Here is a 22,397-nt window from a genome sequence, read left to right as displayed (position 1 = left end):
ACCATGAGTGTCAAACTGACCGACGATGTGGGAGCCGCGTTGGTTGCGGCAATCGTGGCGCGCAGCCCCTACCGTCGCGCGCTCACGCCCATGATAGGGGAGATCACCCGCATCGCGCTGGCCAACAACCAGATCCGGGCGGCGCTGGCCGACGTTGCGATCCGCAGCAATTTCGAGGCGACGCGCACGCTGGGCCGGCGCGACCTCGGCCCCCAGCGGGCAACGCTGATGTCCTTTCTCGAGTACGTCTATTTCGCGTCTCCGGCCTTTCTCGCGTCGGTCGGCGAGGGGCCGAAGGAGGGCTCGCACAATGGCCATTGAGGCGGACCACTGCGATGTCGCGATCGTCGGCACCGGCGCGGGCGGCGGTATCATCGCCCATCGCCTGGCCAAGGCCGGCTTGAAGGTCGTTTCCCTGGAACAGGGCGGTCGGCTTCCCGACGACTATTTCTCGGAGACCGCACCGCCCGGCGCGAAGCTGGATTTCGGCATCGGGCCGTCCACCGTCTGGCCCGCCGATCCCCACGACAGCCTGTTCGTCCATCCGCTGTTCGCCGATGGGGCGCACGGCGCCACCCCGCGACCGGCGGACGGCTTCCGCCACTTCCAGATCCTCAAGCTGAACGGCCTGCAGAATCTCTGGAACGGCGTCAGCGTGCGCTTCTGCGAGGCCGATTTCGCCGGCTGGCCGTTCGGCTACGACCATCTGGCCGACGACTATTCGCAGGTGGAGCGGCTGATCACCGTGTGTGGCACGAAGGAAGGCATAGCCGAGCTTCCCGACGGCGAGTTCATTCCGCCCAAGCCGCTGCGACCGGCCGACACGATGATCGTGAATGCCGTGAAGAGCCTGCGCGAGCCCTTCTCCCACGCCATACCCAACCGCAAGGCGATCATCACCACGCCGGGGCTTGCCAACTCCTGCATCTCCACCGGCATCTGCACGTCCGGCTGCCCGGTCGGGGCCGTCTACAAGTTCTCCGCCCGTCTGCTGCCGGAAATCGCCGGGCTCGACAACTACGAGCTGCGGACCAACGCCAAGGTGACGCGTGTGCTCCGCGAGCCCGGGGCCGAAACCGTGTCCGGGGTCGAGTATATCGACACGAAGACCGGCGAGCGACGCAGGCTCGAGGCCCGTTTCGTTGTGCTCGCCGCGGGCGCCATCGAAACCCCGCGCATCCTGTTCAATTCCGCCGACGACGCGGACCCCGCCGGCCTCGCCAACCGAACCGACCGCGTCGGTCAGGGGCTGCAGGACAATCCCAAATCGGTGCTGTCGACCTCGCTCCTGAAGCTCTGGGGTCACAAGCGCACCTACGACATCGGCTACGGCGACCTCCTGATCCTGATGTCCCGGGGCAAGCTGCCGGACGGATCCGACTTCCCGTTCATCGGTCATGCCATCCACGGCCTGCCTGACGTGCCGCACTACCTGTCCGGCTTCGCGGGCTTCCCGCCGGCGGTGAAGATCCGCATGGCGCGGATGATGTTCCACAGCTACGTGACGCTCGGCCTGTTCTGCGCCGGCGAGGCGCGGCCGGAAAACCGCATCCGGCCCGGCTCGACCACGGATAGCGACGGCGTGCCCCAGGTGACCATCGACTTCACCACGCCGCCGGCCGCCCGCGAGCAGATGGCATCGATGCTGAAGTGGGGCCGCAAGATCCTGCGCAAGGCGTCGGCCACGAAGATCTACGAGAGCATCGACAACAACGGCACCGGCATCCACTACGCCGGGACCACCGCGATCTCCGACGATCCGTCTGCGGGTGTGGTCGACCGAGACCTGCGCTGCCACGGCCTCGACAATCTCTATGTCTGCGATGGCGGCGTGATTCCGAACCTGCCGGACAAGCACCTGACGCTCTCGATCATGGCGCTCTCCAATCGGCTTGGGCGGCACCTCGAAGAGCGCGTGCAGAGCGAGACCAAGGTCGCCGCGTAAGATGGCAGCGGCCTTTGCATGCTCGCCAGATCGGTCCGGTTGCCGCGCTGCCGCCATGCGTAGCGCGAACCGTGCGCCAAGGGTTTTGTCGGTGAGTGCGCTGGCGAACTCGCCGCCGAGGGGGAGAAGAGATCCGATGGGACTGCGGCAGGTTTGGAGAGCGGCCGGTATGGCCTGCGCCCTGGTCCTGGCCGGCGCGTTGCCCGTCGGGGCGGCCGGCATCGAGAGCGCCTATTCGAAGCTGGACTGGCAGGGCGGCTGCCGGATCGTCGAGAAGGCACCGGCCGACGAGGGCAACTGGGTCAGGCTCATCTGCAGCGGATATGGAAACGCCCCGGTTCTCGTGGACGAAGGCGATGACCGTGTGTCGCTCGATTACGGCGCGGTGGCCAGGCCGGGGCAGTGGGAGAGCTTCGGCGCCTTCAATCGGGTCAACGAGACGATCGAGTGGCGCCTTGATGGCGGACGCCCCTTCGCCACCATCCACCGCTGGTTCGTGGACGACGGCAACGGCGGCGAGCGTCAGGTGCTCGTCGTCTCCACGGTGTCGGAGGCGGGCGAGCCGAGCTGCATGGTGGGCTTCGTCGATGCCAACGCCAATCCGTCTGCCAACCTGATCGCGCGTGGTCTGGCCGATGCGGGGGCACGCAATTTTCGCTGCGGTATCGATCGGCCGTCCTGGGTCGGGACCACCTCTGCCCGCACCCCACGTCCCACCGGCGACTGGAACTGACCGGCGCCTCGGTGGCGGAAATTTCGCGGCCGGGCATTTGGCGCTATCGTCCGGACGCGAGTCGGCCGCGTCGGCCGGCCCGGTGTCCAAACGGGGGACTGTTCAGTGACGAGCGTGCGCGATCTGTCGGACGAGGCCGGATTGCCGGTCGAGACCATCAACGACGACTACAATGCCCGGGCTACGGTCTCGGTGGAGGTCTTCGAGGAAACCATCGGCCGCTACCGGGAGGGATCCGTTTCCGCCCGCAAGATCGCCACCGCGCTCGACGTCGTCTATGACGCCGAAAGCGGCCAGACCATCGACATCTTCGGCGGTGGCGAGGAGCCGCGCCCCGTCTTCGTGTTCATCCACGGCGGTTACTGGCGAGCGCTTTCCAAGAACGAATCCGCCTTCATGGCCGAGATGCTCGCCCGGCATGGCGTCGCCACAGTCGCGGTCGACTACCGGCTCGCACCGGAAGTGACGCTCGCGGAAATCGTGCGCGAGGTCCGCGCCGCAATCGCCTTCGTGCACCGGGAGGGCCGGCGCTACGGTCTCGATCCGGAACAGATCTTCGTGGGCGGCAGCTCCGCGGGCGGCCATCTCACCGGGGCCGTTATCTCGGGTGGCTGGCAGGCGGAGTTCGGCGTGCCAGAGGACGTTGTGAAGGGCGCCATGCCGGTGAGCGGCCTCTTTCACCTGGCGCCCATCGCGAAGTCCTTCGTGTCGGAGTGGATCTCGCTGTCCGACGAGGAAATCCAGGCCCTCAGCCCGGCGGTCAATCTGCCGGCGTCCGGCTGTCCGATCGTGGTCGCCTACGCCTCCGGCGAACCGGCCGGCTTCGGCCGTCAGTCGTCTGCCTATCATCAGGCGTGGACCGAAGCGGGCTTCGCCTCGGTGCTCAAGGAGATCCCCGAGCGGCATCATTTCGACGTGGTGCTGGATCTCATGTCCGACCAGACGGAGATGGGCCGTGCGCTGCTCGATCTGATCGAGGGCCGAGTTCCCGAATAGGTTTCATCCCGCGCCCGGCTTCAGCCGCTGCACGCAGCGGCGCAGGATCGGGGTGAACGCGGCGACCGCCGGCGAGACCGAGCGGCCGCTGGCGTGGATCAGCTGGATTTCGCGGGCGATGGTGGGGTTGGCCAGAGGCCGCCCGGCCAGCGCCTCGTTGCCGGCCGCGGCAAGCGCATAGGTCGGCAGCACCGCAACGCCCAGCCCGGCCTCCACCAACGCCATGGCCGTGGTGATGTGGCTCACCTCGTAGCCGGGGACGAGGGCGATACAAGCGCTCTCGTAACCCACCTCGGTCAGAAGCCGGATGCCGCTGTCGCGCGTCAGGGTGATAAGCGTCTCTCCTTCCAGGGCTTCCCAGTCCACGGAGTTGCGCCCGGCGAACGGTGACGCGCGGTGGCAGAAGAGCATCAGCTCGTCGCGGGCGAGCGACAGGCGCTCGATCTGGTCGCCGCCGGGTGGAAAGGTGCCCAGGCCGCACTCCGCCCGGCCGCTGCGCACGCTTTCCACGATCTGGTCGGTGCTGGTGTCGATGAGGTCGACGCTGATGCCCGGGGCCTCGGCCTGAAGCTCCGCGATGGCCGCAGGCAGAACGGAGGCGGCCAGCAGCGGCGGCGCCGCGATCCGGATGCGGCCGCGCTTGCGCTCGGCCAGCGCGTGCAGGTTGCCCACCGCGTGGCCCAGGTCTTCCACGATCTTGCCCGCGGAGGCCTGGAACTCGCGGCCCGCCTCGGTCAGTTCGACCCGGCGCGTGGTCCGGTCGAGCAGCCGCACGCCGAGCTCGGACTCCAGCTCCTTCACCGCCTGCGACAGCGCCGGCTGCGCCGACTGAAGACGGGTCGCAGCGCGCGAAAAGTTGCCGGCTTCGGCAACGGCGAGGAAGGCTTCGATCTGTCGGAACGTGACGCGCATGATCTTATTTATTCGATTTCGAGATTAATTTATCTCACAAACGGATATTCACATATAGATCCATCGGTGATCCCCTTGCCTTGAAACTGGTCATGGCGCGCATCTGCGCTGTTGGGGGAACGCGCTTGGGTCTGTCGCCCGCATCCGAAACCGAAACGCCCTGGCTCGGCCGCAGCATGCTGCGGCGGGAAGACGCGCGCTTCGTGACCGGGCAGGGGCGCTATGTCGACGACCTGACGCCGGAGGGTTGCCTCCACCTGGCCTTCGCCCGCAGCCCCTACGCCCACGGCCGCATCGAGGCGGTGGGGCGCGAGGCGGCCGATGCGGCGGACAATGTCGTGGCCGTCTTCACCGCCGCCGAACTGGGGCCGCTCCCCGGCAATGCCATCAACCCGCTGGCGCCGGACATCGTGGAAACGCCGTTCGAGGTGCTGGCCTCCGAGACCGTTACGTCGCTCGGCCAGCCGGTCGCCGCCGTGGTGGCCCGCACGCCGACCGCCGCCCGCGACGCCGCCGAACTGATCGAACTCGACATCGAGCCGCTCGATCCGCTGGCCGACGGCGAGGGCCCCTGCTCGGTGGTCTATTCTATCTCGGAAGGCGACGCCGACGCGGCCTTTGCCGCCGCGGCGCACGTGGTCTCGATCCGCGTCGAACATTCCCTCCTGGCGCCGAGCCCGATGGAGCCGCGTGCCACGCTGGCGACCTGGGAGGAGGGCCGTCTTACCGCCTGGTGTTCGACCCAGACGCCCTACCGGGTCCGTGAGGACCTGGCCCGCATTCTCGGCCTCGATCTGGAGGCCGTGCGCGTCATCGCTCCCGATGTCGGCGGCGCCTTCGGCGGCAAGGCCTCCATCTTCCCCGAGGACGCCATGGTCGCCTTCGCCGCCCGCGCGCTTGCCGCGCCGGTGAAGTGGTGTGCTACCCGCAACGACGACCTGCTGTTTGCCACCCACGGGCGCGGAGCGGTCTCCACCGGCGAGATGGCCTTCGATGCATCGGGCAGGGCGCTCGCGCTGCGCGCCGACCTCGCTTTCCAGCAGGGCAGCTGGATGACCTACAGCGCCGTGGTGCCGGCCGGCAACGCGCTGCGCATCCTGCCCGGTCCCTACGCCATTCCCGTGCTCGACCTGAAATCCAGGGCGCGTATGACCAACCGGGCCGCCGTCGGCATTTATCGTGGCGCCGGACGCCCGGAAGCCGCGATGCTGCTCGACCGTCTGATGGACGAGGGAGCCCGCGCAACCGGCATCGATCCCATCGAGATCCGCCTTCTGAACGCGTTCGCTCCCGCCGATCTGCCGCTGGCGCGTTCCGGCGGAGCCATCGTCGACAGCGGCGACTTCCCGCGCCTGCTGGAAACGCTGCGCGAGCGCGCCGTCTATGCGGAGCTGAGGGCCGAGCAGACACGCCGCCGTGCCGCCGGAGAGATCGTCGGCCTCGGGCTTTGCCTCTACATCGAGCCCTGCGGCCAGGGTTGGGAAAGCGCCGAGGTGACGCTCATCCGCGATGGCCGCTTTGTCGCTACAACCGGGTCCAGCGCCCAGGGGCAGGGGCGGGAGACCGCCTTTGCGCAGATCGCCGCCGATGCGCTCGGCACCACGCCGGACCGGGTTGCGATCCGCCAGGGCGACACCGCCGACGCCGCTGCCGGTCTCGGCGCGCTCGCCAGCCGCTCCACCGCCATTGGCGGCAGCGCCATGCGGAAGGCCTGCGAAGCCCTGCGAACCACCCTGGTCGAGGCTGCCGCCGAGCTCCTGCAGTGCCCGCCAGAGAGTGTTCTTGTCCGCCCCCAGCGCGTTTATGGCGGCGACAACGCCGCCTCTGTCGGCCTGGCCGAGCTCGCCCGCCACATCGCTTCCAGCCGGGGCGACGCCGCGCTCACCGCATCCACGATCTACAACGCCGAAGGCGAGGCGTGGGCCAGCGGCGCCTGCCTCGCCTGCGTCGCCATCGACGCCGATACGGGTGAGACCACGGTGGAGCGCATCGTCTGGATCGACGACGCCGGGCTGGTGGTTAACCCGCTCTTGGCGGAAGGCCAGCTGCTTGGGGGCCTTGCCCAGGGTCTCGGCGAGGCGCTCCTGGAGCGGCTCGTCTACGACACCGAGGGCCAGGTCCTGACCGGCTCCTTCATGGACTACGCCATGCCGCGCGCCGGCGACATTCCGCCCGTGGAGATCGCCAAGATCGAGACGCTCTCACCCTCCAACGCGCTCGGCGTGAAGGGTGTCGGGGAGGCGGGGTGCATCGGCGTTCCGGCGGCCGTCGTAAACGCCGTCGCCGACGCGCTTGCACCGATGGGCGCGGCCGATTTTCAATTGCCATTGACGAGCGAACGGGTCTGGCGTGCCATTGCGCACGGACCGAACAACGCACCAGGTGCGGAGGACCGATGAACTATACGAAGAAAGACGCCAAGGCCCACGCCTTCGAGCACATGAAGGGGATCTGGGCCGCTGCCCTGACGCCTTTCACCAAGTCGCTCGCCATCGACGAGGACGGCTTCCGTCAGAACATCGATCACTGGATCGAGGATCTGAAGATCGACGGCTTCTTCATCTCCGGCAAGCAGGGCGAGTTCTTCGCCATGTCGCTGGACGAGCGCAAGCGCACCTTCGACCTCGCCGTGGAGGCCTGCGCCGGTCGCGCTCAGACCATCATGTCCTGCTCCGACCAGAACATGGACGTGGTGATCGAGCTCGCCAAGCACGCTCAGGACTGCGGCGCGGACTACATCGTGGTCCACGCCCCGATGCTGCACTTCTACTCGGCGCAGGACGAGACGGTCCTCAACTACTACCGGACCATCGCTGACAAAATCGACATCGGCATGGCGCTCTGGAGCCACGAGGACAGCGGCTATCTGCTGAGCCCGGAGGTCTGCAACAAGCTCGCCGACATCGAGAACGTCGTGGCCATCAAATACTCCGTGCCGCGGCCCATGTACGCCGAGCTGACGCGGTTGGCGAGCGACCGGATTATCGTCTCAACGGCCTCCGAGACGGAGTGGCTCGACAACATCGTCGAGCTTGGCTGGCAGCTCTATCTCTGCTCCTCGCCGCCTTACCTCATCCAGACCAAGCACGATCTGCGCATGCGCGAATACACCGATCTGGCGCTGGCCGGTGAGGTCGAGAAGGCCCGCGCGGTGAGCGCCAGCCTGGAGCCGGTTCGCCGGGCACTGCGCGAGACGCGCCCGGCGGAGAAGCCGCACGCCCAGCAGAAATACTGGCAGGAACTGCTCGGTCAGGTGGGAGGCGAGGTTCGTCCGCCCTGCCTGCCGCTCACCGAGGCGGAGAAGACCGCCATACGCGAGGCGTTCGAGACCTGCGGCCTGAAGACCGGGCCGGACGGAAGCATCGGGGACCGGGGACAAGCTGAAAGGATGACGGGATGAAAACGGGACGGCTTTCCGCCTTCAATTTCCAGAAGTGGATCGACGAGCACCGCCATCTGCTAAAGCCGCCGGTCGGAAACCAGCAGGTCTGGGAGGATGCCGATATGATGGTCACCGTCGTGGGCGGTCCCAACAAGCGGACCGACTATCACGACGATCCGGTGGAGGAGTTCTTCTACCAGCTGGAGGGCGACATGGTCCTCAAGGTGGTGGACGATGGCGAGTTCTACGACGTGCCGATCCGGCAGGGCGAGATCTTCATGCTGCCGCCGCACGTCCGTCATTCGCCGCAGCGTCCGCAGGAGGGCTCGGTCGGCCTCGTCATCGAGCCGAAGCGCGCCGAGGATCAGCTCGACGCGTTCGAGTGGTACTGCTTCGAGTGCGGGGGACTGGTGAAGCGGGTCGAGGTCTCGCTCAAGAGCATCGTCCGCGACCTGCCGCCCATCTATGAGGCATTCTACGCCGACGAGGAGGCGCGCAAGTGCTCCAAATGCGGCGCGATTCATCCGGGCAAGGCGCCGCCGGAAGGCTGGGTGAAGCTCTAGGACTGCGGGGCGGGCGGACCGCGGGAGACGAGGAGCCCCGCGATCGTCGGCTTCATGCACCGAGTGTCGAAGACGGGCCCCGTTCTTGCAGATGGCGGGGACCTCCGCCCGGCGCCGGTGCACGCGGAGGAAAGGGAATGGTCGGGGACAGTGGGCAAAAGCATCCTGCGTCCGTGGCCACCTTGGTGCTAGGACTGTTCAACAACGTACGAGGGGTACACTCCATGAAACTCAAGACCATTGGCGCCGCCCTGGCGCTTTCGGCCTTCGCGGCGGCGCCCGCCCTGGCCCAGGATCCCGTGAAGATCGGGTTCATCTCCACCCTGTCCGGTCCGGCAGGCTATCTCGGCAGCCAGATCCTGGACGGCTTCAAGCTCGCGCTCGAAGACGGCAAGCTGGGCGGCGTGCCCGTGGAGATCGTCGCCGAGGATGACGGCTTCAAGCCGGCCAACGGCCGGCAGATCGCCGACAAGATGCTCTACGACGAGGACATCAAGCTCTTCACTGGCATCGTGTTCTCCAACATCGCCGGCGCGACGGTGCCCGACATCCTCGATGCCGACGCCATTTATGTCAGCCCGAATGCCGCGCCGTCGGTGTTCGCCGGCGAGGGCTGCAACGAGAACTATTTCGTTGTCGCCTGGCAGAATGACAGCCTGCACGAGAGCGCCGGCCAGAACGCCAACAACCTCGGCTACAAGCGCGCCTTCGTGCTCGCCCCGAACTATCAGGCTGGCAAGGACGCCATCACCGGCTTCAAGCGCATGTTCGAGGGCGAGATCGTCGGCGAGATCTACACCCAGCTCGGCCAGACCGACTTCGCCGCCGAGATGGCCCAGATCCGCGAAGCCGATCCGGACATGGTGTTCCAGTTCGAGCCGGGCGGCATGGGCATCGCCTTCATGCGCCAGTATCAGCAGGCCGGCCTTCTCGGCGAGATCCCGATGGTCGTCTCCGAGCCGTCCATCGACGGCGTGATCCTCGATGCCCTCGGCGATGCCGCCATCGGCGTGCACGGTTCCTCGCACTGGGTGCCGGACTTCGACAACGAGGCGAACAAGGCCTTCATGGAGAAGTGGGAGGCTACCTACGACCAGCCGGTGACGTTCTACGCCAGCCAGGGCTATGACACGGCGCTCCTGATCGCCTCCGCGCTGGAGGCCACCGGTGGCGACATCAGCGACATGGACGCCTTTCGCGCGGCCATGCGCAAGGCGGACTTCGACTCTGTCCGCGGCGATTTCGAGTTCGGTCCGAACCAGCACCCGATCCAGGACTGGTACTCGCTCGAGGTCGTTGCCGGCGAGGACGGCAAGCCGATGCTGAAGACCAAGGAAGTCATCTTGGAAGACCACGGCGACGCCTACTCCGACCAGTGCAAGATGTAAGAGGGCGGCTTCGCTCTCGACCGGCGGCGGCAATTGCCGCCGCCGGGCCTTTCCGTCTTTCGTCTCTGACTACCCTTGAGGTTTCGCTCCGCCCATGACGTTGTTTCTCGAGCAATTGCTCAATGGCCTCCAGCTCGGCGTCATGCTGTTCCTGATGGCGGCCGGCCTGACGCTGATCTTCGGCATCATGGGCGTCATCAACCTGGCCCACGGCTCCATCTACATGGTGGGCGCCTATGTCGGGAGCTGGGTGTTTCTGGAAACCGGGTCCTACTTTCTGGGCATTCCGGCGGCGATTGCGGCCGCGGCGGCCACCGGTGTCCTCATCGAATTTTTCGTCATCCGGCGTCTGTACGAACGTGACCATCTCGACCAGGTGCTGGCCACCTTCGCGCTGATCTTGCTGTTCAACCAGGGGGTCTCGATGGTCTTCGGCCTGCAGCCGCTCTTCGTTGCAACGCCGGAGCTGCTGTCCGGCTCCGTCGAACTGCTGCCCGGCCTGATCTATCCGGTCTATCGGATTGCCATCATCGTCTCCGGCCTCGCCGTGGCCGTCGGGCTCTACGGGCTCATCAACCACACGCGGCTGGGCATGCTGGTGCGGGCAGGCTCCACCAACCGCGAGATGGTGCGGGCGCTCGGCGTGCCGATCGGCCTTCTCTACACGCTGGTTTTCGGCCTCGGCGCGCTGCTGGCCGGCTTCGCCGGCTTCATGGCCGGGCCGATCCTGGCGGTGCAGGTGGGCATGGGCGAGCAGATCCTGATCACCACCTTCGTGGTCGTCGTCATCGGCGGGGTGGGCTCGATCCGCGGCGCCTTCTTCGCCAGCCTGCTGGTGGGCGTGGTGGACACGATGCTGCGCTCCTACCTGCCCGGCTTCTTCCGCGAGATCATGGTGGGTCCGGAAGCGGACACCCTGGCAGCGGGCCTGTCGTCGATGGGAATCTATCTCCTCATGGCGATCGTGCTTCTCATCCGGCCCAAGGGCCTCTTTGCGGCAAGTCACTGAGCGCGGCCGGATCGCCTTATGAACAAGACAGTCAAGATCGTCCTTCTGGTGCTGCTGGCCGCCTTCCTGCTGGCACTGCCCTATCTCGCCGAATATGCCGGCGGGCGCGCCTTCACCTCGCTGGCGACGCGCGCGCTCATCTACGGCATCGCCGCGGCCAGCCTGAACCTGGCGCTCGGCTACGGCGGCATGATCTCGTTCGGCCATGCCGCCTTCTTCGGCATCGGCGGCTACGTGGTCGGCATCCTCGCCTACCACCACGGCACCGGCGAAGCCTTCCTCGGCTTCATCCCGGGCTCCAACCAGCTCCTCGTCACGATACCGGTGGCGATCCTGGTCTCCGGCATCTTCGCCGCGATCATCGGCGCGCTGTCGCTGCGCACCAGCGGCGTGCAGTTCATCATGATCACGCTGGCCTTCGCGCAGATGGTGTTCTTCCTGTTCGTCTCGCTGGAGACCTACGGCGGCGACGACGGCCTGATCATCCGGCGCACCAACGAGTTCTTCGGCCTGAACCTTCGCGACCGGACGACCATGTATTATCTGTGCCTGGGCATGGCGGCGCTGGTCCTGTTCGCCATCTGGCGCATCGTGCGCTCGCGCTTCGGCTTTGCCCTGGTTGGCATCCGGCAGAGCGAGCGGCGCATGGCGGCCATCGGCCTCGACACCTATCGCTACAAGCTCGTCGGCTTCATCATCTCCGGCATCGGAGCCGGCATCGCCGGCGCGCTGATGGCCAACTTCCTGCGCTTCGCCAGCCCGGACATGCTGGCCTGGACCAAGTCCGGTGAGCTGATGATCATGGTCATCCTCGGCGGCGTGGGCACGCTGTTCGGCCCGTTCATCGGGGCGGCGGTGTTCATCTTCCTGGAATCGGTGCTCGCCTCTTGGACGCCGAACTGGCAGTTCCCGCTCGGCATTATCTTGCTCTTCGTCGTGCTGTTCACCCACGGCGGCGTGCAGGGCCTGATCGAGCGGCTCGGAGGAAAGCGGGAATGAGCGAACCAATCCTGTCCGTCCGCGGCCTGGTCAAGAGCTTCGGCGGCCTCGTCGCTACCGACCATGTCGACGTCGACGTCTATCCCGGCGAGATCCACGCGCTGATCGGCCCCAACGGCGCCGGCAAGACGACGCTGATCGCGCAGCTCTGCGGCGAGCTCTCTCACGATGCCGGCACCATTGCCCTCGACGGCAAGACGATCGACGGCGTGAGCGTCGCCGATCGCGTTCATCTCGGGCTGGCGCGCTCCTTCCAGATCACCTGCCTGCTGCCCACCTACACGGTGCTGGAGAACGTCGCGCTGGCCGTGCAGATCCGGCAGGGGCACAGCTTCCGCTTCTGGAAGCCGGTGCGTTCCGACACGGCGCTCTTGGCCCGCGCGCACGCGCATCTCGCCCGGGTGGGCCTTGCCGACCGGGCCGATGCACTGGTCGCCAACATCGCCCATGGCGAGCGCAAGCAGCTGGAGCTTGCCGTGGCGCTCGCCTCCGAGCCGCGCCTGCTGCTCCTCGACGAACCGATGGCCGGCCTCGGCCCGGTGGAGAGCGCGGAGATGATCGAGATCCTGGCCGGCCTCAAGAGCCACGCCAGCATGCTCCTGGTCGAGCACGACATGGATGCCGTGTTCGCGCTTGCCGACCGCATCTCCGTTCTCGTCTACGGCCGGGTCATCGCCTCCGGCACGCCGGAGGAGATCCGCGCCAGCGAGGAAGTGAAGGCCGCCTATCTGGGTGAGGGCGACGAACTCGGCGCGGAGGACCTCGTATGCTGAGCGTGGAAAACCTTCAGGCGGCCTACGGCTCGACCCAGGTCCTGTTCGACGTCGGCCTCCAGATCGGCGAGGGCGAGGTGGTGACGCTGCTCGGCCGCAACGGCATGGGCAAGACGACCACCGTACGGTCCATCATGGGCGCCTGCCGGGTCATGGGCGGCGACATCCGCTTCACCGGCCGCGCCATCACCGGCGCCGTGCCGGAGGCGGTTGCGCGCCTCGGGGTGGGGCTGGTGCCGGAAGGCCGCCAGGTCTTCCCCACGCTCACCGTGCGTGAAAACCTGGTCGCCACCGCCGCCAACCGGCTGAAACGCTCCGACCCGTGGACGCTTGAGCGCGTCTACACGCTGTTCCCGCGCCTCAAGGAGCGCGCCAACCAGTCGGCGGGCACGCTGTCGGGTGGCGAGCAGCAGATGCTGGTCATCGGCCGCGCGCTGATGACCAATCCGAAGCTCCTGATCCTGGACGAGGCGACCGAGGGCCTTGCCCCCGTGATCCGAACCGAGATCTGGCAGTGCGTGGCGCGGCTCAAGCGCGAGGGCCAGTCGATCCTGCTGATCGACAAGAATATCGGCATCCTGAAGCGCCTGGCCGACCGTCATCACATCCTGGAGAAGGGCCGCACGGTCTGGACCGGCACGGGCGCCGACCTTGCGCGCGATGCCGAGGCGGTGGAGCGCTACGTCGGGATCTAGGTCATGACCTAGGTCCCGTCGTCCCGCTCAGCCGACCTTCAGGCCCATCAGGCCGGCGATCAGGTTGCGCTGCATCTGCGAGGAACCGGCCGCGATGGTGGCGGAGCGTGCGTCGCGGTAGTGGCGCTGCATGGGGAACTCCATGGAGTAGCCGAACGCCCCCATCACCTGCATGCCCATGTTGGCGACCTTCACGTAGGTCTCCGAGGAGAACAGCTTCGCCATGCTGATCTCCGACAGCGCGTCCTCGCCGGTCGAGACCTTCCACGCCGCCTGCCACATCAGCGCCCGGGCGGCCTCCACCTCGGTCTTCATGTCGGCGATCATGTGGGCGATCGCCTGGTTCGATCCGATCGGCTTTCCGAACTGGGTCCGCTCGCGCGCATAGGCGGCCGCCAGGTCCACCACCGCCCGCGAGGCGCCACAGTTGCCGGCCGCCGACACGATGCGCTCCACCTGCAGGCCGGAGAGGATGCAGTCCCAGCCGCCGTTGACCCCGCCGACGATGCGGTCGTCGGCCACGCGCACACCGTCGAACCGGATCTCGTAGGTTCCGGTCGCCGTCCGGCCCAGCATGTCGAGCTTCTTCATCTCCACGCCGGGCGCGTCGTTGTCGATGAGGAAGAGCGACATGCCCTTGCGGTGCGAAACGGTCGGATCGGTCTTCAGGTAGACGTTCAGGAGCGTGTTCTCCACGCCGGCGCCGGTGGACCAGAGCTTGGTTCCCTCGACGATCCAGTCGCCGCCATCGGGCTGGGCACTGGTGCGCATGGCGCCGACATCGGAACCCGCATCGGCCTCGGAGATGGAGATCGCCATCCTGAGGTCGCCCGCGATGACGGTGGGCAGGAAGCGCTCCTTCTGAGCCGGCGTGCCCTTCCGGGCGATGTTCAGCCCGCAGAAGACGCTGCCGGCATAGGCCATGTAGAAGTCGGCGCTGGTGTAGGCGATCTCCTCGCCGACGATGGCGAGATCGATCACCGAGCCACCGAGGCCGCCGTCGGCCTCGGTGAAGGGCAGGGCGAACAAGCCGGCCTCGGCCCATTCCCGGTGGAGCGCGAAGGGATAGCTGCCCTCCCTGTCGTGGCGCGCCACCATCTCCGGCGGGGCGTGCCGGTCCATGAGCTTGCGCACGCTGTCGCGCAGCATCCGCTGTTCTTCGCTGAAGCCCATGTCCATGGCCGCGTTCCCCCGCCGCGTGCTGTTGTCAGCTTTCCGCGATGAGCTTCACGTCGAGATAGGCCTCAAGCCCTTCGCTGCCGCCCTCGCTGCCATAGCCACTTTCCTTGACCCCGCCGAAGGGCGTCTCCGGCATGTTGATCATGAAGGTGTTGATGCCGAGCATGCCGGTTTCCACCTCCTCGCCGAGCCGGATGGAGTTGGCGCTGGAGCGGGTGAAGGCATAGGCCGCAAGCCCGTAGGGCAGCCGGTTTGCCTCGGCGATCGCCTCGTCCGTCGAGGTGACCCGGCGGATCACGGCCACCGGCCCGAACGGCTCCTCGTTCATGATGCGCGCGGTGTCCGGCACGTCGGCGAGCACCGTCGGCTGCCAGAAGAAGCCCTGGTTGGCCCCGCGCTCTCCGCCCGCTGCCAGCCGCGCTCCAGCGCTGACGGCATCCGCGGTCAGGCCTTCCATCGCGGTGACCCGGCGCGGGTTGGCCGTGGGGCCCATCTGGGCGCCGTCGGTGGTCCCGTCGGCGACGGTCAGCGCCCGGGCCTTGCCGGCGAAGGCATCCACGAAGTCATCGTAGATCCGGTCGTGGACGTAGAAGCGGGTGGGGGAGATGCAGACCTGGCCGGCATTGCGGAACTTCGACGCCGCGCTCGCCGCCGCCGCGGCTTCCGGGTCGGCATCGTCCAGCACCAGCACGGGCGCGTGGCCGCCGAGTTCCAGCGTCGTGCGCTTGATGCCGTCCGCGGCGAGCCGGCCGATCTCGCGGCCGACGGCGGTGGACCCGGTGAACGACACCTTGCGGACGATCGGCGAGGCGATCAGGTAGCTCGAGATCTCCGACGGGTTGCCGGTGACCACGCTGAGGACGCCTTCCGGCATGCCGGCCTCGGCCAGCGCCTGCGCCATGAGCAGCATCGTGGCCGGCGTCTCTTCGGCGGGCTTGAGCACGCAGGTGCAGCCGGCGGCCAGCGCGGCGCCCACCTTGCGGGCGGGGATTACCGCCGGGAAGTTCCACGGCGAGAAAGCGGCGACCGGGCCCACGGGCTGCTTGATCGTCAGGAAGCGGGTGCCCACCGCGCGCGACGGGATCACCCGGCCGTAGGCGCGCCGACCCTCTTCGGCATACCAGTCGAGGATGTCGGCCGCGGCCGCCGTTTCCATGCGCGATTCGGCCAGCACCTTGCCCTGCTCCAGGGTCATCGTGCGGGCGATATCGTCCAGCCGTTCGCGCATGATCTGGGCGGCCTTGCGCAGGATCTGCGACCGCGCCACGACCGAGGTCGCCTTCCAGCCGGGAAAGGCCCGCTCGGCGCTGGCAAGCGCCCGGTCCAGATCGTCCCGCGACGCAATCGGCAGGCGGGCGAGCTGCTCGCCCGTGGCCGGGTTGACGACGAAGCGGTCGCCCGATCCCGTGCCCGGCAGAAGCGTGTTGTCGATGAAGAGACCGAGTTCCGGATAGCCGGCGTAACTCATTCTGAGACCTCCCTGGTCGCGAAGACGATTTCTTGGCGCCATCGGCAGACAGTCACGGCGCGAACGCAAGTGGTGGCGGTGTCGGGGTGGACCGCGTCAGCGCGGAGCGCTTGGCCCGTGGCGCGCGTGTCCCTCGTCGACCCTCGGCGCGATCCGGAAGACGTGGCCTCTCCCTCCACTGCCTGTCCTTTCGCGGGCCCATGGGCTAAACAGAATAGGTGATGCTTAAATAAGGGGCCCTGATATTGTCAAGCGACGCCGGTCGGCCTGGGCGCAGCGCGCACAGGCCGCGCACCATGTATCTCCTGAACCAGGCGAACCTGGCGATCCGTTCGCGGCTCGAGCAGGCGCTCAGAGGGCTCAGCCTCACCGGCATCCAGTACACGGTCCTGTCGATCGTCGGCTCGCGCGACGGCATCTCGTCGGCCGAGCTGTCGCGGCGCTTCTTCGTGACGCCGCAGACCATGAACGAGATCGTCACCGGACTGGAGAAGCGCGGCCTTCTGCATCGTGAGCCGAGTGTCGAGAACCGACGTATCCTCACGGCCTCGCTGACGCCGGAGGGCGAAACGATCCTGGTTTCCTGCGATGCGATCGCCGACGAGATCGAGGAATCTGTCTTCTCCGACATGCCGGCAAAGGACTTCCACGAGTTGCGCCGGATCCTCGGGTCGCGCTTGTCCGCATTGAGGGACGGTTGAACTTCGACACCGTTCCCGTCCACAACCCGCGGCAATGCATGATCGGGGAGAGAGTATGAGCGTCGGACGCAAGATGAGGGCGGTCACGCCTCCGCAGGTGGCGGAGCGCAAGGGCGGAGTGCCGCTGGTCTGTCTCACGGCCTACACCACGCCTGTCGCCCGGCTGGTCGACCCCCATTGCGACGTGGTTCTGGTGGGCGACAGCGTCGGCATGGTCCTGCATGGTCTGGAGTCCACGCTCGGTGTCACGTTGGACATGATGATCCTGCATGGCCGGGCGGTGCGCCGCGGGCTTTCCCGCGCGCTGCTGGTCGTCGACCTTCCGTTCGGTACCTACGAGGAAAGCCCGGAGCAGGCCTTCCGCAATGCCGCCAGACTGATGGCGGAGACCGACTGCGCAGCGGTCAAGCTGGAAGGCGGTGTCGCCATGGCCGACACGATCGCCTTCCTCACGGCGCGTGGCATCCCGGTCATGGCGCATATCGGCCTCACTCCGCAGTCGGTGCACGCCTTCGGCGGCTACAAGGTCCAGGGGCGCGGAGAGGCAGCGGAGCGGGTTCTGGACGATGCGAGAGCGGTGGCCGATGCCGGCGCCTTTTCGGTGGTTCTGGAAAAGATCCCGGCGGACCTGGCCCGGGAGGTCACCCGGGCCATCCCGATCCCGACGATCGGCATCGGTGCCTCGGTGGACTGCGATGGCCAGATCCTGGTTGTCGACGACATGCTCGGCGCGTTCGCCGAGTTCCGGCCGAAATTCGTCAAGCGTTATGCCGACCATGCGGTGACGGCGAGCGAGGCGATCGGCGCCTATGCCGACGACGTGCGCGAACGCCGATTCCCGGCGGCGGAGCACGTGTTTTCGGACGAAGCGGCATCGCCCGTGTCCGGAGGCGCGGCATGACCCTTCCCATCGTGCGCACCGTGGCGGATCTGCGGGACACCGTCGCCGGCTGGCGGGGCGAGGGCGCCCGGGTTGCCGTTGTCCCGACCATGGGCGCGCTACACGCCGGTCATCTCAGCCTCATCGAGGCCGGGCTCGATGTCGCCCAACGGGTCATCGTCACCCTCTTCGTGAATCCCCGACAGTTCAACAATCCCGGCGATCTGGCGGCCTATCCGCGCACGGAACAGGACGACGCGGTCAAGGTGGAGGCGGCTGGCGGCCATCTTCTCTACGCGCCCGACGGCGACGAGATGTATCCGGAGGGCTTCGCGACCGCCGTGTCGGTCGCCGGTGTCACCGAAGGTCTCTGCGGCGCATTTAGACCCGGCCATTTCGACGGCGTGTCCACCGTCGTCTCCAAGCTCTTCCTGCAGACCGGCGCCGACTACGCCATGTTCGGTGAGAAGGATTTCCAGCAGCTCCACGTGGTCCGCCGCATGGCCCGCGACCTCGATATCCCGATCCGCGTGATCGGCTGTCCGACGGTGCGCGAGGCGGACGGGCTCGCCATGTCGTCGCGCAACGCGCGCCTGTCTGAGGAAGAGCGGGCCGTGGCGCCGCGTCTCGCACATGCCCTGACCGTCGCCAGCGCTCGGCTGACGGCCGGCGAAGGCCTCGACCGGGTCCTGGTCGAAACCCGGGGGGCGATCGTCGATGCCGGCTTTCGCGAGGTGGAATATCTGGAGCTTCGGGCCGAGGAAGACCTCGCCCCGCTCGCCACGGCCGATCGTCCGGCACGGCTTTTGGTCGCAGCCTGGCTCGGCACCGTGCGCCTGATCGACAACGTTCCGGTCGCAGCGGCCTGAGCCTGGCGCTGCTCAGCGCCCGGTGAAGACTGGCGAGCGCTTGTCCGCGAACGCGGCGCGTCCCTCTCTGTAGTCGGCGCTTGCGTCTGCTGCGTCCGCAAGGGCGCGGACTTTGGGGGATGGCTCGTAGGCGCCGCCGGTTTCGGCCAGCGCCGCCTTAGCCGCCGCAATCGTCAGTGGCGCGCGAGTGAGCGCCACGGTCGCAAGGCCTTCCGCCACCGCCATCACGCCGCCCTCGTTGGCGAGCCGGTGCACTGCGCCGAGGGTATGGGCACGCGTCGCGGGAATGCGCTCGGCCAGCAGAAAGAGTTCTCGCGCCGCCGGGTCGCCGAAGGTGCGCACGATGCGCCCCACGCCTTTCGGGTCGTAGCCGAGACCCAGGCGGGCGGCGGGGATCGCGAAGAAGGCGCTTTCCTCCGCCACCCGGAAATCGCAGGCCGCTGCCAGCGCGGTCCCGGCTCCCATGCACGGTCCGGCGATGGCGGCGATGGTCGGCTGCGGCAGCGCCTCCAGTGCAGCCAGGGTGTCTTCCAGAAGCGGGTCGTAATTCTCCGCCCGTGACCCGCCGCCCGGTGCGTCGAAGCCACCGATATCGGCGCCGGCGGAGAAGGTCGTGCCCTCGCCGCAAATGATGACCGCCCGCACAGCCCGGTCCGAAGCGATCTCCGCCGCGAACGTCCTGAGCGTGTCCAGCATCGTGGCGGACAGGGCGTTGCGCTTGGCCGGGTTGGAAAGCGTCACGAGGGCGATCTGGCCGTCGCGTCGAATGTCGAGAGTGCCGCTCATGCGCCGTCTCCGAATGGGGTCGTTGCAGCAGCTTTCGCCGGGCTGTCGCCGAACCGCAAGTCCCGGGGGAGAGGCGGCGCGGTCGCTGTGGACGCACCGCTGCGATCGGGCCATCCTTGGCCGGCTTTCGCCCCGTGTGCGTCCAGACCGGATCCGGCCATGATTTCTCGCCTTCTCCCAGTCTCTCCCGTCGTCGCCCTGCTTCTGGTGGGCGGGCTGACAGATCCGGCCGAAGCGGACCTTCGCTTCTGCAACACGACGGACGCGAAGGTGAGTGTCGCGGTCGGCTACAAGGGCGACGACGGCGCCTGGACGTCGGAGGGATGGTGGGGCATCGCCCCTGAAGGCTGCAAGACGGTCGTGGGCGGCGACCTCAAGCGGTCCGTCTACTACTGGCGGGCCACGTCGAAGGCCTACAGCTGGTCCATGCGCCGCTTCATGTTCTGCACCTCGCCGAAGGCTTTCACCATCGTCGGCGACGAGAACTGTGCCGAGCGCGGCTACGACCGCAACGGCTTCAACGAGATCAAGATTCCCGAGGGGGTCAAATCGTTCAAGTTCACTCTGAACCCGCCGTCGGCCGCGCCGAAGACGGCCGAAGCCGCGCCTGAGCCCGCTTCGCCCGCGACCCCGGAGCCGGCGGCGCCCGCGCCGGCTGCCCCGTCGGTCGATCCGCCCGGCACCCATGGCGAGCCCTACACCATCAGCGGCTTTCTCGGCGGCTGCGAGGGCACCGACACGGCCATCCAGTGCGACCTATATGCGGGAGGATATCGCTACCGGGCGTCGACCAACGGTCCGACCCCGCAGGCGACCATCGAGCGGCTGATGGACATGCCGATCAACACGCCGATGTACTGGGCGGGCGACATGATCTCCTATCACGGCCCCGTGGCGGAAGTCACGATCCGCGAGATGGAGACGGGGGGCAACGACCCGTTCGCCGGTGTGCGTGCTCGCCTGCAGGGGTACTGGATTTCCACCGAGGATCCATCATACGCGCTGCTTCTGGCCGGCTCGCTCTTTGAGGAATATTACGACAACATTCCCACCGAGACGGCTGTGATCGAGATTGCCTCCTCGTGCGCGGGATCGAAGGGGGAGGGGCCTTATGTGATCGCCCATTCCTACGATCCGGACGAGGATCCGCGCTGCTTCGAGATCGTCGAGACGACGGACAACACGCTCTCCCTGTTCCCGCTCGGGACCATGGGTTTCCTCGATTTCCGCAAGGCCGGCTGACGGATCGGCCACCGGCCGTCACGCGCGTCCATCAACACAAGATACCCGGGAGAGAACTGCTCCATGTCACCTGCCGCCGACCGTCTTCCGACCGCGTTCGCCGGCCGCCTCCGGCTTCCGGTGATCGCTTCGCCGATGTTCATCGTGTCCGGGCCAGAGCTGGTCATCGCCGAATGTCTCTCCGGCGTCATCGGCGCCTTTCCGGCGCTGAACGCGCGCGCCCCAGACACGCTCGACGGTTGGCTCACCCGCATCCGCACCGAGCTCGCCGCGGCCCGGGCCGCAGAGCCCGACCGCCGCATCGCGCCGTTCGCGGTCAACCAGATCGTCCATGCCTCCAATGACCGGCTGGCCCGGGACATGGAGACCTGCGTCGCGCACGAGGTGCCGCTCATCATCACCTCGCTTCGCCCTCCGGGGGAGGTGGTGCGTCAGGCCCATTCCTATGGCGGCCTGGTCTTTCACGACGTGATTTCGGTGCGCCATGCGGAGAAGGCGCTGGAGGCCGGTGTCGACGGGCTGATCCTCGTCTGCGCCGGGGCGGGCGGCCACGCCGGGACGCTGAGCCCGTTCGCGCTGCTTGGCGAGGTACGCCGCTTCTATGACGGGCCGATCGTGCTCGCCGGCGCCATCACGACCGGCGATGCGGTGCTCGCAGCCCAGGCCATGGGTGCCGACCTCGCCTACATGGGCACCCGCTTCATCGCCACCCGGGAGGCCAATGCCGCACCCGCCTACAAGGAGATGATCACCACCTCTTCCGCCGCCGACATCCTCTATTCGCCCACCTTTACCGGCGTGCACGGCAACTACCTGAAGCCCAGCATCGTCGCTGCCGGCCTCGACCCCGACAATCTGCCCCATGCCGACAAGGCCAGCATGGATTTCGGCTCGTCGAGCACCAAGGCGTGGCGCGACATCTGGGGGTCGGGGCAGGGCGTCGGCACCATCGTCGATGCGCCGCCGGTGGCCGATGTCGTGAACCGGTTGGAGACGGAATACCGGGATGCCCGCGCGCGGCTTGCGCAGGTCTCAAGTGATTTTGCTGGCTAACGATCAGGGCCGGTGCCGCATGAAAGGGAAGGAACGGGGATGACCGACAGCCTCGTTGTGAGCGAACCGCAGACGGGCGTGCGCCAGCTGACGATCGCGCGGCCCCTGCGCAAGAATGCGCTGGATCGCGCAACCTACCGCGCCCTCTCGGCGGCGTTTCGCGCAGCCGAGAACGACGATGCCGTCCGCGCGGTGGTGCTGACCGGCGCCGAGGGCATCTTCACCGCCGGCAACGATCTCGCCGATTTCCAGGACCTGGACGATGCGGGCGGCGCCAGCGACGCGCTGGAGTTCCTGCATGTCATCTCCGGCTTCTCCAGGCCGGTGATCGCGGCGGTGGAGGGCGTCGCCGTGGGCATCGGCGTCACGCTGCTCCTGCACTGCGACCTGGCCTATGCCGGCGGGAGCACGACGTTCCGGATGCCGTTCGTGGCCCTCGGCCTCTGCCCGGAAGGGGCCTCGACGTACCTGTTGCCACAGCTTGCAGGCAGCAAACGCGCCGCCGAGCTCCTCTATTTCGGCGAGCCGTTCGGGGCGGAGGAAGCCCAGGCGGCCGGTATTGTCAACGCCGTCACCGATGATGGCGCGGCACTCGGGCTGGCGCTGGAGCGGGCGGCTGGCCTGGCCGCGCTCCCGGCGGACTCCGTGCGGGAAACCAAGCGCCTGATGCGCGCCGGGTCCGCCCGCGCCGTGAGCGAAACCCTCGACCGCGAGGGCGAGGCCTTTCAGCGTCTCAGGCAGGGACCGGCCGCTCAGGCCGCCTTCGCCGCCTTCTTCAGGAAATAGGGCGGACAAACCGTGCCGGGCCCGGCGGGTCTGCCGAG

Annotated in this window: 22 protein-coding genes; 18 read left to right on the top strand and 4 right to left on the bottom strand. The window is 67.6% G+C overall.

Going from position 1 to position 22,397, the window contains the following annotated elements; all coding sequences use genetic code 11:
* The first annotated feature begins 3 nt into the window (after nt 1–3).
* The 4 genes from C507_RS0111255 to C507_RS0111240 all read left to right on the top strand — a co-directional run bounded on the left by C507_RS0111255 (nt 4) and on the right by C507_RS0111240 (nt 3,674).
* Nucleotides 4–321: a hypothetical protein gene (locus tag C507_RS0111255; protein ID WP_018699801.1), complete on the top strand. Its 318-nt coding sequence runs from the start codon at nt 4–6 to the stop codon at nt 319–321.
* Complete coding sequence (locus C507_RS0111250; RefSeq protein ID WP_018699800.1) at nt 311–1,945, top strand: GMC oxidoreductase; 1,635 nt, start codon at nt 311–313, stop codon at nt 1,943–1,945. The genes C507_RS0111255 and C507_RS0111250 overlap by 11 nt, the downstream gene beginning before the upstream one ends.
* Nucleotides 1,946–2,114: 169 nt before the next feature.
* Nucleotides 2,115–2,678, top strand: a complete 564-nt coding sequence (locus C507_RS21095; RefSeq protein WP_018699799.1) for a hypothetical protein — start codon at nt 2,115–2,117, stop codon at nt 2,676–2,678.
* A gap of 105 nt (nt 2,679–2,783) precedes the next feature.
* Nucleotides 2,784–3,674 carry an alpha/beta hydrolase gene (locus C507_RS0111240; protein WP_018699798.1) on the top strand — a complete coding sequence of 297 codons (891 nt, stop codon included), beginning with the start codon at nt 2,784–2,786 and terminating at the stop codon, nt 3,672–3,674.
* Between the two features lie 3 nt (nt 3,675–3,677).
* Here the strand turns inward: C507_RS0111240 and C507_RS0111235 are convergent, their stop codons facing one another.
* A complete protein-coding gene (locus C507_RS0111235; protein WP_018699797.1) occupies nt 3,678–4,586 on the bottom strand; it encodes a LysR family transcriptional regulator in 909 nt (302 codons plus the stop codon).
* A 125-nt stretch (nt 4,587–4,711) separates the two neighbouring features.
* On the opposite strand from C507_RS0111235, the gene C507_RS0111230 reads away from it, so the two are divergent.
* The 8 genes from C507_RS0111230 (at nt 4,712) to C507_RS0111195 (ending at nt 13,395) form a co-directional block, all read left to right on the top strand.
* Nucleotides 4,712–6,985: a xanthine dehydrogenase family protein molybdopterin-binding subunit gene (locus C507_RS0111230; protein ID WP_018699796.1), complete on the top strand. Its 2,274-nt coding sequence runs from the start codon at nt 4,712–4,714 to the stop codon at nt 6,983–6,985.
* The gene (locus tag C507_RS0111225; RefSeq protein WP_018699795.1) at nt 6,982–7,986 is read left to right on the top strand and encodes a dihydrodipicolinate synthase family protein; all 1,005 of its coding nucleotides are present in this window, start codon (nt 6,982–6,984) and stop codon (nt 7,984–7,986) included. Before C507_RS0111230 ends, C507_RS0111225 begins: the two co-directional genes overlap by 4 nt.
* Entirely contained in the window at nt 7,983–8,531 is a 549-nt protein-coding gene (locus tag C507_RS0111220; RefSeq protein WP_018699794.1) for a 3-hydroxyanthranilate 3,4-dioxygenase, read from the top strand. The genes C507_RS0111225 and C507_RS0111220 overlap by 4 nt, the downstream gene beginning before the upstream one ends.
* A 224-nt stretch (nt 8,532–8,755) precedes the next feature.
* Entirely contained in the window at nt 8,756–9,919 is a 1,164-nt protein-coding gene (locus tag C507_RS0111215) for an ABC transporter substrate-binding protein (protein ID WP_018699793.1), read from the top strand.
* Nucleotides 9,920–10,013: 94 nt separating this feature from the next.
* On the top strand, nt 10,014–10,928 hold the full coding sequence (locus C507_RS0111210) for a branched-chain amino acid ABC transporter permease (RefSeq protein WP_018699792.1): 915 nt from the start codon (nt 10,014–10,016) through the stop codon (nt 10,926–10,928).
* A gap of 18 nt (nt 10,929–10,946) precedes the next feature.
* Entirely contained in the window at nt 10,947–11,927 is a 981-nt protein-coding gene (locus tag C507_RS0111205; protein ID WP_018699791.1) for a branched-chain amino acid ABC transporter permease, read from the top strand.
* The gene (locus C507_RS0111200) at nt 11,924–12,700 is read left to right on the top strand and encodes an ABC transporter ATP-binding protein (RefSeq protein WP_018699790.1); all 777 of its coding nucleotides are present in this window, start codon (nt 11,924–11,926) and stop codon (nt 12,698–12,700) included. Before C507_RS0111205 ends, C507_RS0111200 begins: the two co-directional genes overlap by 4 nt.
* Complete coding sequence (locus C507_RS0111195) at nt 12,694–13,395, top strand: ABC transporter ATP-binding protein (protein WP_018699789.1); 702 nt, start codon at nt 12,694–12,696, stop codon at nt 13,393–13,395. The genes C507_RS0111200 and C507_RS0111195 overlap by 7 nt, the downstream gene beginning before the upstream one ends.
* Before the next feature lie 27 nt (nt 13,396–13,422).
* Here C507_RS0111195 and C507_RS0111190 read toward each other — a convergent pair whose 3' ends face one another.
* Both C507_RS0111190 and C507_RS0111185 read right to left on the bottom strand, forming a co-directional pair.
* On the bottom strand, nt 13,423–14,574 hold the full coding sequence (locus tag C507_RS0111190; RefSeq protein ID WP_018699788.1) for an acyl-CoA dehydrogenase family protein: 1,152 nt from the start codon (nt 14,572–14,574) through the stop codon (nt 13,423–13,425).
* 28 nt (nt 14,575–14,602) lie between these two features.
* The gene (locus tag C507_RS0111185; protein ID WP_018699787.1) at nt 14,603–16,042 is read right to left on the bottom strand and encodes an NAD-dependent succinate-semialdehyde dehydrogenase; all 1,440 of its coding nucleotides are present in this window, start codon (nt 16,040–16,042) and stop codon (nt 14,603–14,605) included.
* A gap of 296 nt (nt 16,043–16,338) precedes the next feature.
* Between C507_RS0111185 and C507_RS0111180 the strand changes: the two genes are divergently transcribed.
* Genes C507_RS0111180 through panC form a run of 3 tightly spaced genes read left to right on the top strand, consistent with a single transcriptional unit; the run spans nt 16,339 to nt 18,492 of the window.
* Nucleotides 16,339–16,743: a MarR family winged helix-turn-helix transcriptional regulator gene (locus C507_RS0111180; RefSeq protein WP_018699786.1), complete on the top strand. Its 405-nt coding sequence runs from the start codon at nt 16,339–16,341 to the stop codon at nt 16,741–16,743.
* Nucleotides 16,744–16,798: 55 nt separating this feature from the next.
* Entirely contained in the window at nt 16,799–17,644 is an 846-nt protein-coding gene (gene panB / locus C507_RS0111175; protein ID WP_018699785.1) for a 3-methyl-2-oxobutanoate hydroxymethyltransferase, read from the top strand.
* Nucleotides 17,641–18,492, top strand: coding sequence for a pantoate--beta-alanine ligase (gene panC, locus C507_RS0111170; RefSeq protein WP_018699784.1), 852 nt, complete (start codon nt 17,641–17,643; stop codon nt 18,490–18,492). Before panB ends, panC begins: the two co-directional genes overlap by 4 nt.
* A gap of 12 nt (nt 18,493–18,504) precedes the next feature.
* Here panC and C507_RS0111165 read toward each other — a convergent pair whose 3' ends face one another.
* The gene (locus C507_RS0111165; protein ID WP_018699783.1) at nt 18,505–19,278 is read right to left on the bottom strand and encodes an enoyl-CoA hydratase/isomerase family protein; all 774 of its coding nucleotides are present in this window, start codon (nt 19,276–19,278) and stop codon (nt 18,505–18,507) included.
* A 159-nt stretch (nt 19,279–19,437) separates the two neighbouring features.
* Between C507_RS0111165 and C507_RS22415 the strand changes: the two genes are divergently transcribed.
* From C507_RS22415 to C507_RS0111150, 3 genes are all read left to right on the top strand, one after another.
* Nucleotides 19,438–20,520 (top strand): DUF1036 domain-containing protein, encoded by a 1,083-nt coding sequence (locus C507_RS22415; RefSeq protein ID WP_018699782.1) that lies wholly within the window; start codon nt 19,438–19,440, stop codon nt 20,518–20,520.
* 63 nt (nt 20,521–20,583) lie between these two features.
* A complete protein-coding gene (locus C507_RS0111155) occupies nt 20,584–21,573 on the top strand; it encodes an NAD(P)H-dependent flavin oxidoreductase (protein WP_018699781.1) in 990 nt (329 codons plus the stop codon).
* Nucleotides 21,574–21,612: 39 nt separating this feature from the next.
* Nucleotides 21,613–22,359, top strand: a complete 747-nt coding sequence (locus C507_RS0111150; RefSeq protein WP_018699780.1) for an enoyl-CoA hydratase-related protein — start codon at nt 21,613–21,615, stop codon at nt 22,357–22,359.
* Nucleotides 22,360–22,397 lie beyond the last annotated feature (38 nt).

Source organism: Amorphus coralli DSM 19760 (assembly GCF_000374525.1).
GTDB lineage: Bacteria > Pseudomonadota > Alphaproteobacteria > Rhizobiales > Amorphaceae > Amorphus > Amorphus coralli.
The sequence above is the reverse complement of the archived record's forward strand: the minus strand, read 5'-3'. Positions and strand labels throughout refer to the sequence as shown.

What these genes read in the sequence shown, in the direction of transcription:
- C507_RS0111255 (WP_018699801.1), top strand. Translation starts at nt 4, where the DNA reads ATGAGTGTCAAACTGACCGACGATGTGGGAGCCGCGTTGGTTGCGGCA.
- C507_RS0111250 (WP_018699800.1), top strand. Translation starts at nt 311, where the DNA reads ATGGCCATTGAGGCGGACCACTGCGATGTCGCGATCGTCGGCACCGGC.
- C507_RS21095 (WP_018699799.1), top strand. Translation starts at nt 2,115, where the DNA reads ATGGCCTGCGCCCTGGTCCTGGCCGGCGCGTTGCCCGTCGGGGCGGCC.
- C507_RS0111235 (WP_018699797.1), bottom strand. Translation starts at nt 4,586, where the DNA reads ATGCGCGTCACGTTCCGACAGATCGAAGCCTTCCTCGCCGTTGCCGAA.
- C507_RS0111225 (WP_018699795.1), top strand. Translation starts at nt 6,982, where the DNA reads ATGAACTATACGAAGAAAGACGCCAAGGCCCACGCCTTCGAGCACATG.
- C507_RS0111220 (WP_018699794.1), top strand. Translation starts at nt 7,983, where the DNA reads ATGAAAACGGGACGGCTTTCCGCCTTCAATTTCCAGAAGTGGATCGAC.
- C507_RS0111215 (WP_018699793.1), top strand. Translation starts at nt 8,756, where the DNA reads ATGAAACTCAAGACCATTGGCGCCGCCCTGGCGCTTTCGGCCTTCGCG.
- C507_RS0111210 (WP_018699792.1), top strand. Translation starts at nt 10,014, where the DNA reads ATGACGTTGTTTCTCGAGCAATTGCTCAATGGCCTCCAGCTCGGCGTC.
- C507_RS0111205 (WP_018699791.1), top strand. Translation starts at nt 10,947, where the DNA reads ATGAACAAGACAGTCAAGATCGTCCTTCTGGTGCTGCTGGCCGCCTTC.
- C507_RS0111200 (WP_018699790.1), top strand. Translation starts at nt 11,924, where the DNA reads ATGAGCGAACCAATCCTGTCCGTCCGCGGCCTGGTCAAGAGCTTCGGC.
- C507_RS0111195 (WP_018699789.1), top strand. Translation starts at nt 12,694, where the DNA reads ATGCTGAGCGTGGAAAACCTTCAGGCGGCCTACGGCTCGACCCAGGTC.
- C507_RS0111190 (WP_018699788.1), bottom strand. Translation starts at nt 14,574, where the DNA reads ATGGACATGGGCTTCAGCGAAGAACAGCGGATGCTGCGCGACAGCGTG.
- C507_RS0111185 (WP_018699787.1), bottom strand. Translation starts at nt 16,042, where the DNA reads ATGAGTTACGCCGGCTATCCGGAACTCGGTCTCTTCATCGACAACACG.
- C507_RS0111180 (WP_018699786.1), top strand. Translation starts at nt 16,339, where the DNA reads ATGTATCTCCTGAACCAGGCGAACCTGGCGATCCGTTCGCGGCTCGAG.
- panB (WP_018699785.1), top strand. Translation starts at nt 16,799, where the DNA reads ATGAGCGTCGGACGCAAGATGAGGGCGGTCACGCCTCCGCAGGTGGCG.
- panC (WP_018699784.1), top strand. Translation starts at nt 17,641, where the DNA reads ATGACCCTTCCCATCGTGCGCACCGTGGCGGATCTGCGGGACACCGTC.
- C507_RS0111165 (WP_018699783.1), bottom strand. Translation starts at nt 19,278, where the DNA reads ATGAGCGGCACTCTCGACATTCGACGCGACGGCCAGATCGCCCTCGTG.
- C507_RS22415 (WP_018699782.1), top strand. Translation starts at nt 19,438, where the DNA reads ATGATTTCTCGCCTTCTCCCAGTCTCTCCCGTCGTCGCCCTGCTTCTG.
- C507_RS0111155 (WP_018699781.1), top strand. Translation starts at nt 20,584, where the DNA reads ATGTCACCTGCCGCCGACCGTCTTCCGACCGCGTTCGCCGGCCGCCTC.
- C507_RS0111150 (WP_018699780.1), top strand. Translation starts at nt 21,613, where the DNA reads ATGACCGACAGCCTCGTTGTGAGCGAACCGCAGACGGGCGTGCGCCAG.